16 protein-coding genes are annotated in these 15,433 nt (G+C 65.1%); 9 read left to right on the top strand and 7 right to left on the bottom strand.

Annotated elements, in window-relative coordinates; genetic code table 11:
• Nucleotides 1-262: 262 nt before the first annotated feature.
• On the top strand, nucleotides 263-1,084 hold the full coding sequence (locus A3AI_RS0102905) for a L,D-transpeptidase family protein (protein WP_024514134.1): 822 nt from the start codon (nucleotides 263-265) through the stop codon (nucleotides 1,082-1,084).
• Between the two features lie 74 nt (nucleotides 1,085-1,158).
• Here A3AI_RS0102905 and A3AI_RS0102900 read toward each other — a convergent pair whose 3' ends face one another.
• From A3AI_RS0102900 to A3AI_RS0102875, 6 genes are all read right to left on the bottom strand, one after another.
• On the bottom strand, nucleotides 1,159-2,040 hold the full coding sequence (locus A3AI_RS0102900) for a DUF2076 domain-containing protein (RefSeq protein ID WP_024514133.1): 882 nt from the start codon (nucleotides 2,038-2,040) through the stop codon (nucleotides 1,159-1,161).
• Between the two features lie 132 nt (nucleotides 2,041-2,172).
• On the bottom strand, nucleotides 2,173-3,018 hold the full coding sequence (locus tag A3AI_RS0102895) for a ChbG/HpnK family deacetylase (protein ID WP_024514132.1): 846 nt from the start codon (nucleotides 3,016-3,018) through the stop codon (nucleotides 2,173-2,175).
• A complete protein-coding gene (locus A3AI_RS0102890; protein WP_024514131.1) occupies nucleotides 3,015-4,061 on the bottom strand; it encodes a glycosyltransferase family 2 protein in 1,047 nt (348 codons plus the stop codon). The genes A3AI_RS0102895 and A3AI_RS0102890 overlap by 4 nt, the downstream gene beginning before the upstream one ends.
• Before the next feature lie 137 nt (nucleotides 4,062-4,198).
• On the bottom strand, nucleotides 4,199-5,176 hold the full coding sequence (gene hisG, locus A3AI_RS0102885; RefSeq protein ID WP_024514130.1) for an ATP phosphoribosyltransferase: 978 nt from the start codon (nucleotides 5,174-5,176) through the stop codon (nucleotides 4,199-4,201).
• Nucleotides 5,173-6,315 carry an ATP phosphoribosyltransferase regulatory subunit gene (locus A3AI_RS0102880; protein ID WP_024514129.1) on the bottom strand — a complete coding sequence of 381 codons (1,143 nt, stop codon included), beginning with the start codon at nucleotides 6,313-6,315 and terminating at the stop codon, nucleotides 5,173-5,175. The genes hisG and A3AI_RS0102880 overlap by 4 nt, the downstream gene beginning before the upstream one ends.
• A gap of 131 nt (nucleotides 6,316-6,446) precedes the next feature.
• Nucleotides 6,447-7,202, bottom strand: coding sequence for a 16S rRNA (uracil(1498)-N(3))-methyltransferase (locus tag A3AI_RS0102875; RefSeq protein ID WP_024514128.1), 756 nt, complete (start codon nucleotides 7,200-7,202; stop codon nucleotides 6,447-6,449).
• Nucleotides 7,203-7,442: 240 nt separating this feature from the next.
• Between A3AI_RS0102875 and A3AI_RS0102870 the strand changes: the two genes are divergently transcribed.
• The gene (locus A3AI_RS0102870; RefSeq protein ID WP_024514127.1) at nucleotides 7,443-8,114 is read left to right on the top strand and encodes a hypothetical protein; all 672 of its coding nucleotides are present in this window, start codon (nucleotides 7,443-7,445) and stop codon (nucleotides 8,112-8,114) included.
• A 4-nt stretch (nucleotides 8,115-8,118) separates the two neighbouring features.
• On the top strand, nucleotides 8,119-9,048 hold the full coding sequence (ubiA, locus tag A3AI_RS0102865; protein ID WP_024514126.1) for a 4-hydroxybenzoate octaprenyltransferase: 930 nt from the start codon (nucleotides 8,119-8,121) through the stop codon (nucleotides 9,046-9,048).
• Here the strand turns inward: ubiA and A3AI_RS0102860 are convergent.
• The gene (locus tag A3AI_RS0102860; RefSeq protein WP_024514125.1) at nucleotides 9,045-9,566 is read right to left on the bottom strand and encodes a DUF6101 family protein; all 522 of its coding nucleotides are present in this window, start codon (nucleotides 9,564-9,566) and stop codon (nucleotides 9,045-9,047) included. The two genes, ubiA and A3AI_RS0102860, sit on opposite strands and share 4 nt — an antisense overlap.
• A 285-nt stretch (nucleotides 9,567-9,851) precedes the next feature.
• On the opposite strand from A3AI_RS0102860, the gene A3AI_RS0102855 reads away from it, so the two are divergent.
• From A3AI_RS0102855 to lpxK, 6 genes are read left to right on the top strand one after another with little or no spacing between them, the layout of a single operon-like run.
• Entirely contained in the window at nucleotides 9,852-11,246 is a 1,395-nt protein-coding gene (locus A3AI_RS0102855) for a TldD/PmbA family protein (protein WP_024514124.1), read from the top strand.
• Nucleotides 11,233-12,036 carry a 3'(2'),5'-bisphosphate nucleotidase CysQ gene (locus A3AI_RS0102850; RefSeq protein ID WP_024514123.1) on the top strand — a complete coding sequence of 268 codons (804 nt, stop codon included), beginning with the start codon at nucleotides 11,233-11,235 and terminating at the stop codon, nucleotides 12,034-12,036. Before A3AI_RS0102855 ends, A3AI_RS0102850 begins: the two co-directional genes overlap by 14 nt.
• Before the next feature lie 55 nt (nucleotides 12,037-12,091).
• Nucleotides 12,092-12,343 (top strand): DUF4170 domain-containing protein, encoded by a 252-nt coding sequence (locus A3AI_RS0102845; protein ID WP_024514122.1) that lies wholly within the window; start codon nucleotides 12,092-12,094, stop codon nucleotides 12,341-12,343.
• Nucleotides 12,340-13,053 carry a lysophospholipid acyltransferase family protein gene (locus A3AI_RS0102840; RefSeq protein ID WP_024514121.1) on the top strand — a complete coding sequence of 238 codons (714 nt, stop codon included), beginning with the start codon at nucleotides 12,340-12,342 and terminating at the stop codon, nucleotides 13,051-13,053. The genes A3AI_RS0102845 and A3AI_RS0102840 overlap by 4 nt, the downstream gene beginning before the upstream one ends.
• Nucleotides 13,046-14,350, top strand: coding sequence for a 3-deoxy-D-manno-octulosonic acid transferase (locus tag A3AI_RS0102835; RefSeq protein WP_024514120.1), 1,305 nt, complete (start codon nucleotides 13,046-13,048; stop codon nucleotides 14,348-14,350). The genes A3AI_RS0102840 and A3AI_RS0102835 overlap by 8 nt, the downstream gene beginning before the upstream one ends.
• Nucleotides 14,343-15,365, top strand: coding sequence for a tetraacyldisaccharide 4'-kinase (lpxK, locus tag A3AI_RS0102830; protein ID WP_024514119.1), 1,023 nt, complete (start codon nucleotides 14,343-14,345; stop codon nucleotides 15,363-15,365). Before A3AI_RS0102835 ends, lpxK begins: the two co-directional genes overlap by 8 nt.
• The last annotated feature ends 68 nt before the right edge of the window (nucleotides 15,366-15,433 follow it).

The raw sequence follows: 15,433 nt of genomic DNA, 5'->3' as shown, positions 1-15,433 counted from the left end.
CTCTTTAACATCGGGTTCACGTCAGGAACTGTGACCGATAACGCCACGCAGTTATGGCAAACCGCGAATTAACCATCAGCGCCTTGCGTTTATCGAAAATAAACGCTGTCGCACAAATCGGGGCGGGCTGCCGACTGGGTGAATCGAAACGCGGTCTTCGTTTACCAGACCGACGCGGGTTCAAGGTTAATCGTTGCCTTGCGCAGCGCGCTTTCCCGCCTGCCGATCAAGTCGATCAGACGAACCAGTACAGAGTACGTCGATGTTGAAAACAACTTTCCTCGCGCTGCTTGCCGGCGCAGCCTTCCTTGCCATTGGCACAGATCGCGCCGCAGCGATTGATCCCGCAAGCCTTCCCGAGCCTGCCGTGATCTACGCGGGCTCGCCGCAGCAGATCGCACCGGTGCGCACCGCTTATGCGGAGCGCTCCAACATGGGCGGTGGCTTCATTGAATTCCTGTTCGGCGACCGGCCGGCGCAGGATCCGCGCTATCAGCAGCAGCCGACGTATCAGCAGCAGCCGGCCTATTACGGGCGAGAGCCGATGCCTCCGCAGCAGGGCTATCCGCAGGCCGTCTATCCGCAACAGGCGTACCCGCAAGCCGAGCAGGAAGCATACGATCCGCGGCAGCGGTCCTTCGATCCGAGATATGAGAAGCAGGAGGTCGACTATCGCGGCAGCGAGGGCGCCGGCACGATCGTGATCGACACGCCGAACAAGTTCCTGTTCCTGGTCGAAGGCAACGGCCACGCGCTGCGCTACGGCATCGGTGTCGGCCGTCCCGGCTTCACCTGGTCAGGCGTCAAGACGATTACGGCCAAGCGCGAATGGCCGGACTGGACCCCGCCGGCGGAGATGATCGCACGGCGTCCCGATCTGCCGCGCCACATGGAGGGCGGACCGGAAAACCCGCTCGGCGCGCGCGCCATGTATCTCGGCTCGACGCTCTATCGTATCCACGGCTCCAACGAGCCATGGACCATCGGCACCAATGTTTCCTCCGGCTGCATCAGGATGCGCAACGAGGACGTCATCGACCTCTATGGCCGCGTCAACGTCGGCACCAAGGTCATCATTCTCTGATTGGTTGATACCTGACAAAACAGAACGGCCACCCGGAGAGGGTGGCCGTTTTCACGTTCGCAGTACGGCGAGCCTCAGACGTCCTGGCTGTCGTCACCGCCGAAGTCTCCGCCATTGTCGGCGAAATCGTCAGTGTCCATGTCCATGTCGTCGGGGTCGTTGCCGCTGAAGTCGCGATCGTTGGAGCTCTGGTCGAACAGGCCGCTGCGCGATGAGTTGTCGGCATAATCACGGGACGAGCCGACATCGCTGATCCCTGCGTCGCGCGCCAGCGTGCTCCCCGACTGATCGCTCCAGGGGCTCGGACGATCGGTCTCGACGACCGTCGTCGGATCGCCGAAGCCGTGACGCGGGCCGCCCATCATGTTGCGAATGCCGCTCATCAACAGCGAGCCGCCGACCAGACCCGCCGCCGCGGCCGCAGCGGTGCCGAGGAACGAGCCGCCGCCACCGCCGAACGGCGGGGCGCCGTAGGACGATCCATAAGGCTGTCCAGGGCCCTGATAGCCGCCTTGGCCGTAACCTTGACCGTAACCTTGGCCGTAGCCCTGACCGTAACCCGGCGCCTGCGTCTGCTGCATCACCTGGCCGCTGTTCCACACCGGGCGGCTCGCAGGCGGCGGGACATTGGGTACCGAGCCGTGCGGCTGGTTCGGTCCGGCTTGAGCGGAGTTGCCCTGGCCGAAGATGGCGTCGCGCATCGAATCGAGGAAGCCGCCGGACTGCTGCTGTTGCGGCGGCTGCATCGCAGCCTCAAGCTCCTGGATGTGGGCGTTGGCGCGCTTCAATGCCTCGTCCTGGAGCAGCACGGTTTGCACCAGGGGGTAGATGGCGTTCGGTGCTTTGCGCAAGCCGTCTGCGATGGCACTGGCCGCATCGGGATCGCGCGGCGCACCTTCCAGCTTGGCGAGCCGGTCGAAAAGTTCATCAACCAATTGGCGTTCTTGCGGGTTCATTGTGTCTCTCCAGCGGCTTCCTGTTCCGAAGCGCGGCCAAGATGTAAGCCGGCTTCATGGCGCCCTGAAGTGCGGTTCCGGATTAAATTTAGGTAGGCGTCAGATTGGCCCTGGCCTTGCCGGGGCGACCCCTCAGCCCAATGTCAGCTGTTTTTCGGCGAGCAGGGCCGGGAATTGCTCGCCGGCCAGATAGGCGTGCTCGCGCTCGCGCTGCTCGGTGAAGGGGTCGAGGCTCAACAGCTGTTCGTCGACGAAGCCGGGATGGCACATCACCACGGCTTGCGCCGGCAGGCGATCGAGAAAGCCGCGCATCAACGCGCCGAAATCGGGCTTGCGCGAAAAATCATAGGCACCGGCAAAAGCGGGATTGACCATGATGCCGGCGCGGGCCGCGCGTGCGCGAAATTGTGCGCTCAGCATATCCAGCAACACGGCCTTCGGCGCGGCGAATCGTTGCAGCAACGGCGTGGCGCGGCCTGCCTGCCGGACCCAGGCCCTGGGCGCGATCTCTTTCACTGCCGCAAGGAACGCATCCCGGACGGCGGGGTAGAGTTGCACATGCTGATGGCCGTCGATGAAATCCGGCACGCGGCCGAACATTCCGGCGAAGGTCGCGAGCTGCAGCTTGAGCTCGGTATGGATGATCTCGGGATCGAGCCGTCGCAGCAGGCTCGCGCGCAAAAGTTTCGGGAAGGGGAGGAACATGCCGCCATCGAGGGGACGGAAGTGCATGGAGAGCGGCCGGAACGGCGCCGTCAACGTGGCATGCAGCCCGATCGCGCAACGCGAGCTCGCGCCCGCCACGCTTTGCAACGCGCCGATTTCCTCGCGGCCGATCGCAGGACCGACGACCATGACAGACGTGGCGTTAAGCCGGCCGCGCTCGATCAGATCACGGATGGCGCGGTTGACGCCCGGGCTGATGCCGTAATCGTCAGCGCACAGCCAGATCGGCGCGCGCCGCGCGGCATCGCTCATTCCGCGGCGGTCCTTTTGCTTTCGCTCTCGCCGCGCTCTGCCTCGAACTGCTTCTCGCTGTGCTCGGCGACGAAGTAGATCGGCCGTGCCTTCAGCTCGGACAGGATCTTGCCGATATATTCGCCAACGATGCCGATCATGATCAGCTGCACGCCGCCGATGGTCATGAGGCCGACGACCAGCGAGGGATAACCTGGAACCTGCTTTCCGGTGGTCCACACTTCCCAGATGATCGAGATCCCGAACAGGAAGGCGACCGACGCCAGCAGCACGCCGAGCAGGCTCGCGAAGCGCAACGGCGCCACCGAGAACGAGGTCAGCCCCTCGACCGACAGGCCCATGAGCCGGAAGAAGCTGAAGGTGGTGACGCCATGCGCGCGCGGGGCCGGCTCGTAGTCGACCCGAATCTGCCGGAAGCCGATCCAGCTCGCGAGTCCCTTGAAGAAGCGGTTCCGCTCGGGCAATTGCCGCAGCGCCGCGACCGCGCGCGGCGACAGCAGGCGGAAGTCGCCGGCGTCCTCGGGGATCTTCTGCCGCGCGCCCCAGTTGATCAGGGCGTAGAACCCGTGCACCGAAAGCCGCCGCAGCAGCGATTCATTGTCGCGATGGGCCTTGGCGGTATAGACCACGTCATAGCCGCCATCGATCCAGTGGCTGACGAGCTGCTCCACCAGCGCGGGTGGATGCTGGCCGTCGCCATCCATGAACAGCACGGCGCCGCGTCGGGCATGATCGAGCCCGGCCATCAACGCGGCCTCCTTGCCGAAATTGCGCGACAGCGAAACCACCTGCACGTCGAGCGCAGAGGCCGGCAATGTGCGCGCGATCGCCAGCGTCGCATCGCTGGAGCCGTCATCGACATAGACGACCTCGCAACCGAGTCCATAGCGCTGCCGCAGCGCGATGGCGAGATCGCAGATGCGCTGATGCAGGGCCGCGAGGCCCGCCGCCTCGTTGTAGGCGGGGACGACAATCGACAGCCCCTTGGCCGCGGCAGTGACCGCGGTCGTGGACAGGTTCGAGACGTCGCTACCGAGCATCATCAATCAGATTTCCCAACTCGCCCCTCGAGCATGCCCCGCCCGAGAGCCGGTTCATGCGTCCACCTTGCGCCGTGCTACCATATGGTAATCGTCCCGGCTTGTCGCCACGCCTCGATAGCGGCGCTTGGGCGCAGCGCTCACGTCTTGAGGAAAGCCTCGAGCCGCGCGAACAGCGGGTTGTCCCGGTCGAAGACGTAATCCAGCGAAGCCACCGAGACGGTGTCGGCGCCGTTCGTGCGCAGGAAGCTGACCAGCCCATAAAGCTGCGCCGGCGGGCAGTGCAAGGTCAGCATGCCCGACGAGGTCGGGCCGCCGAACGGCGCGACCACGCCGAAACGATTATGTGCCTCGGCGAGCATTGCTGCATCGCATCCTTTGAAACGGGTGCGGACCTCGCTGTATTGATTGGCTCGCGCGCGGGCATGGATGTGATCGAGGATGACGCGCGCAGTCTCCAGCGTGGCGCCCGACCAGTCCGCCTCGCGCGAGGCCACGAGGTTGGCATGGCTCTTCAGGATCACGCCGTCGTCCAGCACCTTCAGGCCGTTGGCTGCGAGCGTCGCGCCGGTCGTGGTGATGTCGACGATCAGCTCGGCGGTGCCGCCGGCCGGCGCGCCTTCGGTTGCGCCCGCGCTTTCGACGATGCGGTAGTCGACGATGCCGTGGCTCGCGAAATAGCCGCGGGTGAGGTTGATATATTTGGTCGCGACTCGCATCCGCCGGTTATGCTGGGCGCGAAAGCCGGTGGCGACATCGTCGAGATCGGCCATGGTGCGCACGTCGATCCACGCCTGCGGCACGGCCACCACGACGTTGGCGCTGCCGAAGCCCAGATTGTCGAGCAAGAGCACCCGCTTGTCCGCATTGACGATGCTCTCGCGCACAAGGTCCTCGCCGGTGACGCCGAAATGCACGGCGCCGCGCGAGAGCTGTGCGGCAATCTCGCTCGCCGACAGATAGGCGATCTCGACATTGTCGAGGCCGGAGATGGTGCCGCGGTATTCGCGCGCCCCGCGCGGCTTGGCGAGCGTAAGCCCTGCGCGGGAGAAGAACGCCTCGGCATTCTCCTGCAGTCGGCCCTTGGAGGGAACGGCTAGAACAAACGGCCCGCTCATGACGTCCTCGCATTCCGGCCGATCTTGATGAGTGCCTCGACCCATGCTGCGAAGCCGACCGCAGGGATCGGCACGGGCGCGCCGAGCCGCGTCATCAGTCCGTCATAGCGGCCGCCGGCCACAAGCGGCTCGGCGCCGTTGCCTCGCGCATGCAGTTCGAACTCGAAGCCGGTGTAGTAGTCGAGCCCCCGTCCGAAGGCAGTCGAGAAACGCAAGGTCTTTACGTCGATGCCGCGCGCCGCCATGAACCCGATGCGGGCCTCCAATTGATCGATCGCCGCTGTGATCTCGAGCTTCGCCTCGCGCGACAGTGCCCGCAATTGCGCGACCGCTGCGTCCGGATCGCCAGAGATGGCGAGGAAGCGCTTGATCAAATTGAGCGCGTTGTGCGGCAGCGCGCCGCCCTTCAGGGTCGATTGCTCCAGGAAGCGGTCGGCGATCTCGGCCACGGTGCGGCCGCCGACATTGGTGGTGCCGGCGATCGACATCAGGTCGGTGACGAGCGCGAGCGCCGCCTTGCGGTCGGAGCCGGCAAGCGCCGCCAGCACGCCCTCATATTCGTTGCGGCCGGGGATGGTTGCGAGCGTCAACTGCTCGAGGTCCTTGTCCAGCGAGATCTTGCGGTTGAAATCCTTGACCAGCCGACGGCGCCAGACTGGATAAAGTTCAAGCGCATCGATCAATGCATTGAACAGTGCGACGTCGCCGGTGCGGATTTCGACGTCCGTGACGCCGAAAGTGTTGATCGCTTGCAGCGCCAGCGCCAGCATCTCGGCATCGGCCGCGGCGCGGTCCTGTCGGCCGAAGGATTCGATGCCCGCCTGCAGGAACTCGCTTGGGGTAGTGCCGCGATAGCGGAATACCGGGCCGAGATAGCTGAAGCCCGCGGGCTGGCCGGCGCGATCTGACGCGAGGTAATCCCGTGCCACCGGGATCGTCAGGTCAGGGCGCAGGCAAAGCTCCTCGCCGCTGGAATCGGTGGTCAGGTAAAGGCTCTTGCGAATGTCCTCGCCGGACAGATCGAGGAAGGGCTCGGCCGGCTGCAGGATGGCAGGCTCCGCCCGCTCGTAGCCCGCCTGGGCGAACGAGGTTAGAAGAGCACCCGCCCAAGGAGCGGTCGAAACGGCGGTTCCGGTCATCAAAATTGGGTTCCGGCGGTCAAAGTTGGGCAGCCCTTAGCATGGCTTTACAACGGTTTCGACAGCGATCGGCCCAAGCCTCGATGCGAAATGACCTTAACGAGAACTGCCTTAACGGAAAAAGCGGCGACCTAGCCGCTCTTTTCGGCCCGCCAGTCGCCCAGCACGGCCTGAACCACCGCCAACGCAGCCACCGCGGCGGTGTCCGCCCGCAAAATCCGCGGGCCGAGGGACAGCCGCAAAATCTGCCTCTCGCGCAGCAAAAGCGTTCGCTCCTCCTCGGCAAAGCCTCCCTCGGGACCGATCAGGACGTCGATACCGCCATGGGCCGCACCATGTTCCAGCGCCCGCAAGGGATTTGCGACCTCGGCGGCCTCGTCGCAGAAGATCAGCAGGCGACCCGCCTGGCGGGAGGCCAGGAACCGCTCCAACGGCACGGGCTCGGCGACCTCCGCCACGCTCAGGATGCCACATTGCTCGGCCGCCTCAATGACATTGGCGCGCATCCGTTCGCCATTGACGCGGGCAACCTGGGTGAACCGGGTCAGCACCGGCTGCAGCCGCGCCGCGCCCATTTCGACGGCCTTCTGCACCATGTAATCGAGCCGGGCATGCTTGAGCGGGGCGAAGGCGTAGGTGAGGTCTGGCAGCCTGTCCTGCGGGCGCGTTTGTTTAATGGCGGTGAGCGTTTCCGGACGCTTGCGGCCTGCGATCTCGGCCTGCCACTCGCCGTCGCGGCCGTTGAACGTCAGGATGCTGGCCCCGGCGGCAAGCCGCAGAACATTGCCGAGATAATTGCTCTGATCGCGCTCCAGCGCGACTGCGACGCCTGGCCGAAGTTCCGCATCGACAAAGAGGCGGGGCGCGCGAAAATCGACTTCGGGCATGGTCGTTCCAGCTGGCATATCGTTCCGATTCCACCCGATTTTAACCTAAAGGTTTAGAATCAGGGGCAAATATTGGCTGCGCCCTGCGGCTCCACGCCGCGCTGTTGCCAAATTCCGCGTTCTTGTTAAGGACCAGCAGGAATCGTAAAAAAGCCTGTATTCGGACACCCGAGCCGTGATCACAAAAGCCTCGTGCCGGGCGTTGAGGGCATCACGGGCCTTGCCGGAGAAACTGCCTTGATCATCCGTCGCTTGCTGGTACCGCTCACGGTTGCCGTCGTCGCTCTCCATGCTGGGCACGCCGCTGCACAGAGCGCGTTTCCTGCGCCGCTTCCCAGTCGGGGCGTGCAGCCGAACGACCCGGCATTCCCGCCGGTCAATGGCGCGGCGCCGTCGGCGTCGGTTGGAACGGCGTCGCCATTTCCCTCGGGCGGTGCGGCGCCCCTGACGGGCGGCGGTGGCGCCGGCTTCGGCCCGCCACCTGCTGCGGGTCCGACGCAGGCTGCCGGCGAGGCATGCATGAAGGAGTTCACGCCGCTGCGCGAGGAAGCCGAAAAGCGCGGCAAGCTGATCAAGGCCGCGAGCGACCATCATGCCGGGCCGGACGAGGCCTGCAAGTTGATCAAGAACTACTCAATGGCCGAAGCCAAGATGCTCAAATATGTCGAGACGCATCAGGCCAAATGCGGAATCCCGCCGCAGATCGGCGATCAGATCCGCGCCGGCCACAAGAATACCGAAGCGCTGGAGACCAAGGTTTGCAATGTTGCCCAGCAGATGCAGCAGCGCGGGCCGGCAGGCCCGAGCCTGAGCGAAGTGCTGGGGTCGGCGACGTCGGTGCCGGAAGCCACTGCGGCCAAGAAGGGCGGCAGCACCTTCGATACGCTGAACGGCAACGTGCTCGCGCGGTGATGCCGTGAGCGACGCGGCAGCGCGTGTTGCAGACGCGACCGGCAACTGGGTCGATACTCATGCGCCTTTGTGGCTGCGGCCCTATCTGCGGCTCTCGCGCCTCGACCGTCCCATCGGCTCCTGGCTGTTGCTGCTGCCCTGCTGGTGGTCGGCGGCGCTCGCAGCCGGCGTTGCGCGCGACCTCTCGCAATTGCCGCTGATGATCCCCTTGTTCCTGCTCGGCGCCTTTGCGATGCGCGGCGCGGGCTGCACCTGGAACGACATCACCGACCGCGACCTCGATGCCAAGGTCGAGCGCACGCGCTCGCGGCCGATACCGGCGGGCCAGGTCAGTGTGAAGCGGGCGCTGGTTTTCCTTTTGTTGCAGGTGCTGGTTGGGCTTGCCGTGCTGCTGCAGTTCAACCGCTTTGCCGTCCTCACCGGCATCGCCTCGCTTCTGGTCGTTGCGATCTACCCCTTCATGAAGCGCATCACCTACTGGCCGCAGGTCGTGCTCGGGCTTGCATTCTCCTGGGGCGCGCTGATGGGCTTTGCGGAGGTACTGCAGCGGATCGATGCGACCGCGCTTCTGCTCTATGCCGGCTCGATCTCCTGGGTGATCGGCTACGACACCATCTATGCGCATCAGGATGCCGAGGATGATGCGCTGATCGGCGTCAAATCCACGGCGCGCCTGTTCGGCGCACGCACGCATCAGGCGCTCGTGATCTTCTATGGATTGGCCGTGGTGCTGATTGCAGCCGCGCTCTTGCGTGGCGGCGTGCACTGGCCGGCCTGGCTCGGACTCGCTGCGTTTGCGATGCATCTGGCCTGGCAGATCAACCGGCTCAGGATCAGCGATCCCGTGCTCTGCCTGCGGCTGTTCAAGTCTAACCGCGACGCCGGATTGTTGTTGTTTGCGGGACTGCTGGTCGATGCGCTGATGCGCGCTTAGTTCCGCGCGATGATCTCGCGCTCGCCGCTAAAGTTCTTCGCCGCATCGAGCAGGCCGCCGGCGCGCCGACGCAGCAGGAATTTCGGCCGGCGCGTGCGGATGACGTTGCGGCGACGGCGGCGCTGGGCCGGCTCTCGCGACGAATCATCGAGCATCGGCAACGCGAAGATGTCGCTCCACAGCTGCCAGGCGGCGGCGAGTTCGTCCGTATCGGTCGTGATGCAAAGGGGAATGCTCAACGAGGGATCGCGATGCGCCAACACCAGCATCTCGCCGTCCTTGACGCTGCGCAATCCGATGCCGAGATAGTCTCTGACACGAAGCTTGACCGACATCTGCATGCCGCGAACGGCACGATGCAGTACCACGCGTTCGCGGTGAAGCTCGACCTGCCGCACGAAACCGTCGGCACGGGCATCATGCGCATGAAAGCTGACGGGCAGAGAGAGTGGGTCGAGCCGCAATGCGCGGCTCGACCCGGCGGGATTGATCCCACCTGTTGCTGTTTGACGCCTCACGGCTTTGGTCTCCCCGCCGGGAATTGTTCCCCGGTCGTTGCGTAAGACCTTACGCGGTCCCCGTCCGTTTCGCCTTAAAAAGCCTGGTTAAAAGGAGGTCACCGGGCCTCGTTCGCTCCTCATGATTGACAAGACCTCACTGTGCATGATTGACGAGAAGTTGCGCGTCTCCGGAGATTCTTATGGATCGGCTGCGTAAAAGCGCTTGAAGTCCGCGCCAGTTGGGCACATCTGGGGTGATCGGGATTATTTCCGGCGCTTCCTCCACTGCATGGGAAAACGTTTGTGATCTCTTCACCATCGGCCGCATCGACTGCTCAAGCTGCTGGCTCCGACCTGTTCGATCAATCGGCCTTGTCGGACCTCGCGCAACGTCTCGTGGAGGCGGCCAGACGCGCCGGTGCGGATGCGGCCGATGCGGTCGCGGTGCGCGGCGTTTCGCAGGGCGTCGAGGTGCGCGACGGCCGCGTCGAGGAATCCGAACGCTCCGAGGGCGATGACGTCGGCCTGCGCGTGCTGGTCGGACGGCGGCAGGCGGTGGTCTCGACCAATGATGTCTCGGGCGACGGCGTCGCACGGCTCGCCGAGCGCGCCGTGGCGATGGCGCGGGTTGCGCCGGAAGACAAATTTGTCGGGCTCGCGGACGCGTCCCTGCTCGCGCGCGATTTCCCCGAGCTCGATCTGCTCGATCCGGTGGTGCCCTCGACCGCGGAGCTGGAGCGGCGTGCGCAGGAGGCCGAGGCCGCGGGCCTTGGCGTGAAGGGCGTCACCAAATCGGGCGGCGCGTCGGCCTCATCAGGCATCGGCGGCATGGTGCTGGTGACGAGCACAGGCTTCCACGGCAGCTATCTGCGCTCGAGCCAGAGCATCTCCATGACGGCGATCTCGGGCGAAGGCACCGGTATGGAGCGCGACTATGATTACACCGCAGCTCCTCACGGAGCCGATCTCGACGCGCCGGAGCGCGTCGGCCGCAGCGCCGGCGAGCGCGCGGTTGCGCGCGCCAATCCGCGCAAGGTCGAGACCTGCCAGGTGCCGGTGGTCTACGATCCGCGCGTCTCGGGCTCGCTGGTCGGCCACCTCGTCGGCGCCATCAACGGCGCCTCGATCGCTCGCAAGACGAGCTTCCTGAAGGACAAGCTCGGCGCGCAGCTGTTTGCGGGCGACATCCGTATCATCGACGATCCCCTGCGCAAGCGCGGCCTGCGCTCGCAGCCCTTTGATGCCGAAGGGGTGAGCGTGAGGAAGACCGCGCTGATCGATCAGGGCGTGCTGACGACATGGCTGCTGGATTGCGCGACCGCGCGCGAGCTGGGACTGGCAACCACCGGACACGCGCATCGCGGCGTCTCCTCGTCGCCGTCGCCGGGGCCGTACAATCTGCACCTGGAAGCTGGCGCCGTCACGCCGACGGAATTGATTGCCGATATCAGCCAAGGCTTCTATGTCACCGACCTGATCGGCTCCGGCGTCAACGGCGTCACCGGCGACTATAGCCGCGGCGCATCCGGCTTCTGGATCGAGAACGGCAAGATCACCTATCCGGTGAGCGAGGTGACCATCGCGGGCCACCTGCTCGAGATGTTCAAGTCGCTGGTCGCGGCCAACGACCTGGAATTCCGCTACGGCGTCAACGCGCCAACGCTGCGCATCGAGGGGCTGACGCTTGGCGGACGCTAGCCCGCAGATCTTGTTAGCCGACGCAGAACTCCTGAAAGACACCGTACGCGAGGCGGGCGCGCTTGCGCTCTCGTTGTTTCGCACCGAGCTGAGAAACTGGACCAAGGGGGCGTCCTCACCGGTCTCGGAAGCCGACATCGCCGTCAACGATCTCCTGGAAGCGCGGTTGCGCGCGGCAACTCCCGACTACGGCTGGCTGTCGGAGGAAAGCGTCGACGGCGAAGATCGGCTGGGCAAGAGGCTGACATGGATCGTCGATCCGATCGACGGCACGCGTGGCTATCTCGCCGGGCGCGAGGACTGGTGCGTGAGCGTGGCGCTGGTCCAAGACGCAGCTCCCGTGCTTGCCGCAGTATTCGTGCCGGTAGCCGGCGAGTTCTTCTTTGCCATGCGCGGGCAGGGCGCCATGCTCAACGACCGCCGAATCCAGGCGACGCCGGGCACGAGCCTGGATTTCTCCCGCATCGCCGGACCCAAACCGTTGGTCGAGCGGTTGAACACGGAAGCCGGCGAGATTGCCTTGTATCCGCGAATCGGCTCATTGGCGCTGCGGCTCTGCCGGGTCGCGCAAGGTCGATTGGATGCGGCATTCGCCGGCGGAAATAGTCGCGACTGGGATCTTGCAGCGGCTCATTTGATCGTGCAGGAAGCGAATGGTAGAATGACCACGCTTTCCGGTGAGGGGATTCTGTATAATCGCCGGGAGGTTACACACGGGGTACTGGTGGCGGCGGGACGCGATCGTCATGCGAGCATTGTCTCGCATTTTCGAAAGTCTTCGCCCGCCTGAGGCGCCTTGACGTCATCGGGATAATGCTTGCCGGGCATCAATAGGAAAGACAGCCATGCCAGATAGTGCCCCGCAGCCCCAACTGCTTCATCTCGTTTTCGGCGGTGAACTGGTTGACCTCGAACACAATACGTTCAAGGACCTCTCGAAGTTGGACATCGTCGGTCTCTTCCCCAATTACGCCTCGGCACATGCAGCCTGGAAGGCCAAGGCGCAGCAGACCGTGGACAACGCACAGATGCGCTATTTCGTTGTGCACCTCCATCGGCTGCTCGATCCGAGTCAAGACGCGAAATCGGACCATTGAAGAAGCTGCTTCGCGATATTTTGCGCAGCGGCTGGTTTCAGCGTGCTGTGGGGTTCCTCGCAGCCGAATATTTGCGGCTGGTTTGGAAAACCAACACGTTTATCTTTGACCCGCCCCATGTCTACGGCATGGTCGAGGCACGGCAGCCCGCGATCTTCGTGTTTTGGCACGGCCAGCATTTCCTGACACCGTTCATCAAGACCAAGAAAGAGCAACGCGGCAAGGTCTTGATCTCGCGGCATCGCGACGGCGAATACAACGCCATCGTTGCCGAGCGACTCGGTATCGGTACCATTCGCGGCTCCGGCGACCATGGCGGGGCTTTCCACCGCAAGGGTGGGGTCGGCGCCTTCAGGGAGATGGTGTACGCGCTTGAGGACAACTATAATGTGGCCCTCACCGCCGATGTGCCGAAACGCGCGCGGGTTGCCGGCCTCGGCGTCATCATGCTGGCGAGGGAAAGCGGACGGCCGATCATGCCCTTTGCAATGGCCACCAGTCGTTTCATCCGTCTTAAGAACTGGGACCGCACCACCATCAATTTGCCGTTCGGGCGCGGCGCGCTGGTCGGCATCGAAGAGATCCGCGTGCCGCGCGACGCCGACGCCGCCACCATGGAACGGCTGCGCCTCAGGCTCGAGGCCTATCTGAATGAGGCGACCCGGCGCGCTTACGCCAAAGTGGGCCGCCCGGAGGCCGGTCGTGCCTAACACGCTACCGATGACGCTGCGCGTGTACCGCAAACTGTCGTCTGCGATGGTGCCGCTCGCGCCGGCGCTGATCAACCGTCGCCTCAAGCAGGGCAAGGAGGATCCAGAGCGGATCGGCGAGCGCCGCGGCATGTCCCGCGACGTGCGGCCCGCGGGCCCGCTGGTCTGGATCCATGGCGCGAGCGTCGGGGAGGTGCTGGCGGCGGGCGCCCTGATCGAACGGCTGCGCGCGCTCGACATCCGCATCCTCTTGACCTCGGGCACCGTGACGTCGGCCGCGATCGTCGCAAAGCGCTTCCCGCCCGACGTCATCCACCAATACGTGCCGTACGATTCCCCGCGCTATGTCGCGCGCTTCCTTGATCACTGGCGCCCGTCGCTGGCGCTGTTCATCGAGTCCGATTTGTGGCCGAACCTGATCCTGCAAAGCGCAGCGCGGCGGCTGCCGATGGTGCTGATCAACGGGCGGATGTCGCAGCGCTCCTTTCCGCGCTGGCGGCGGATGTCGGGCACGATCTTGGCGCTGCTCGACAAGTTCGATCTCTGTCTTACGCAGTCGAGGACCGACGGCGAACGCTTCTCGGCGCTTGGCAGCCGTAATGTCATCGTCACGGGCAATCTGAAGCTCGACGTGCCGGCGCCGCCGGCCGACCCGGTCAAGCTCGAAAAGCTCACTGCGGTGATGCGCGGCCGCCCCGTCATCGTGGCGGCCTCGACCCATCCGGGCGAGGACGAAATCCTGATCGAGACGCAGCGCACGCTCGCAGGCTTCTTTCCGCAGCTCTTGACCGTGATCGTGCCGCGCCATCCGGACCGCGGCGGCGCGATTGCAAGGCTGGTCGAGGCCGCAGGGCTGACGGCCAGCTTGCGCTCGCGCCAGGAACTGCCGACGGCTGCAACTGACATTTATGTCGCCGACACGCTCGGCGAACTCGGCCTGTTCTATCGTCTCGCGCCGATCGTCTTCATGGGCGGCTCGCTGGTCGAGCGTGGCGGACAGAATCCGATCGAGGCGGTGAAGCTTGGGGCTGCGATCGTGCACGGCCCGCATGTCTTCAACTTCACCGACGTCTATGAGGCGCTGGACCGGGCCGGCGGCGCGCGCGTGGCCGCCGATCGCGAAGCGCTTGTGAGGCAGCTCGGCCAATTGCTGGCCGATACCGACGCGCACGACACGCTCGTCGCGGCGTCCCGCGACGTGGTTGATCAGCTCGGCGGCGCGCTGGAGCGCACGCTTGGCGCGCTCGAGCCCTATCTGCTGCAGTTGCGGCTCGAGATGGGAGCTGCCGATGCGTGAGCCGGCGTTCTGGCACCGGCCCCGATCCTTAAAATCACATCTGCTTCGGCCGCTCGCGGCGCTCTACGGCACGGTCGCGGCGCTCCGCCTGCAGCGCAAGGGCTTTGACGCCGGCGTGCCTGTGCTCTGCGTCGGCAACTACCATCTCGGCGGCGCCGGCAAAACTCCGACCGTGCTGGCGCTGGCGAAGCTCCTGCGCGAGCTCGGTGAAAAGCCGGTCGTGCTCAGCCGTGGCTATGGCGGAGAGCGGCGCGGCCCGCTGCTGGTCGATCCTGATCGCCACGGCGCGCGCGACGTTGGCGACGAGCCGTTGATGTTGTCATCGCAGCTTCCCGTGGTGGTGGCGCGCGACCGCATTGACGGCGTGGCGCTCGCCAGATCGCGCCTTGCAAGCGTGATCCTGATGGATGACGGCTTCCAGAACCCGGCCCTGGTCAAGGACGTCGCGCTGATCGTGATCGACAGCGAGCGCGGCATCGGCAACGGCCTGGTGTTTCCCGCCGGCCCCTTGCGGGCGCCGCTGGCGCCGCAGCTTGCACGCACCGATGCGTTGGTCGTGATCGGCACGGGCGCCGCAGCGAATGGGGTGGCGGCCGCCATTGCCGCGCCCGGCAAGCCGGTGCTTGCGGCACATCTCGAGCCGGACGGGGCCGTGGTTGCGAGGCTTGGGGGGCAGCGCGTGCTGGCCTTCGCCGGGATCGGCGATCCCGGCCGTTTCTTCCGGACGCTGCAGGCAAGCGGGATCGAAGTGGCGCGGCAAAGGGCCTTCGCCGATCATCATCGCTTCTCAATGAGCGAGATCGAGACGCTGATTGGGGATGCAAAGCGCGATCGCCTGATCCTGGTGACGACGGAAAAGGATCTGGTGCGGCTGCGCGGCGAGGCACAGCTGTCGGCGCTGGCGCGCGAGATCGTGCCGTTCCCGGTGAGGCTGCAATTCGACGATGCGACCGGCTTAAAGAGTTTTCTCGCCGATCGCCTGTTCAAGGCCCGCGAGAAGGCGTTTCGCGGGTGATTTTTGCAGGGTGGGCAGAGCGTAGCGAAACCCACCGTTTCGCGCGAGATCGATGGGTTTCGCTGCGC

The sequence above is a fragment of the Bradyrhizobium sp. Tv2a-2 genome, from assembly GCF_000472425.1.
GTDB lineage: Bacteria > Pseudomonadota > Alphaproteobacteria > Rhizobiales > Xanthobacteraceae > Bradyrhizobium.
Note: the sequence above shows the minus strand (reverse complement) of the source record. Positions and strands in the feature narration are given on the sequence as shown.

Coding starts and splice junctions, on each gene's coding strand:
- A3AI_RS0102895 (WP_024514132.1), bottom strand. CDS start 3,018: ATGAGCGATGCCGCGCGGCGCGCGCCGATCTGGCTGTGCGCTGACGAT.
- hisG (WP_024514130.1), bottom strand. CDS start 5,176: ATGAGCGGGCCGTTTGTTCTAGCCGTTCCCTCCAAGGGCCGACTGCAG.
- A3AI_RS0102900 (WP_024514133.1), bottom strand. CDS start 2,040: ATGAACCCGCAAGAACGCCAATTGGTTGATGAACTTTTCGACCGGCTC.
- A3AI_RS0102845 (WP_024514122.1), top strand. CDS start 12,092: ATGCCAGATAGTGCCCCGCAGCCCCAACTGCTTCATCTCGTTTTCGGC.
- A3AI_RS0102875 (WP_024514128.1), bottom strand. CDS start 7,202: ATGCCCGAAGTCGATTTTCGCGCGCCCCGCCTCTTTGTCGATGCGGAA.
- lpxK (WP_024514119.1), top strand. CDS start 14,343: ATGCGTGAGCCGGCGTTCTGGCACCGGCCCCGATCCTTAAAATCACAT.
- A3AI_RS0102880 (WP_024514129.1), bottom strand. CDS start 6,315: ATGACCGGAACCGCCGTTTCGACCGCTCCTTGGGCGGGTGCTCTTCTA.
- A3AI_RS0102890 (WP_024514131.1), bottom strand. CDS start 4,061: ATGATGCTCGGTAGCGACGTCTCGAACCTGTCCACGACCGCGGTCACT.
- A3AI_RS0102905 (WP_024514134.1), top strand. CDS start 263: ATGTTGAAAACAACTTTCCTCGCGCTGCTTGCCGGCGCAGCCTTCCTT.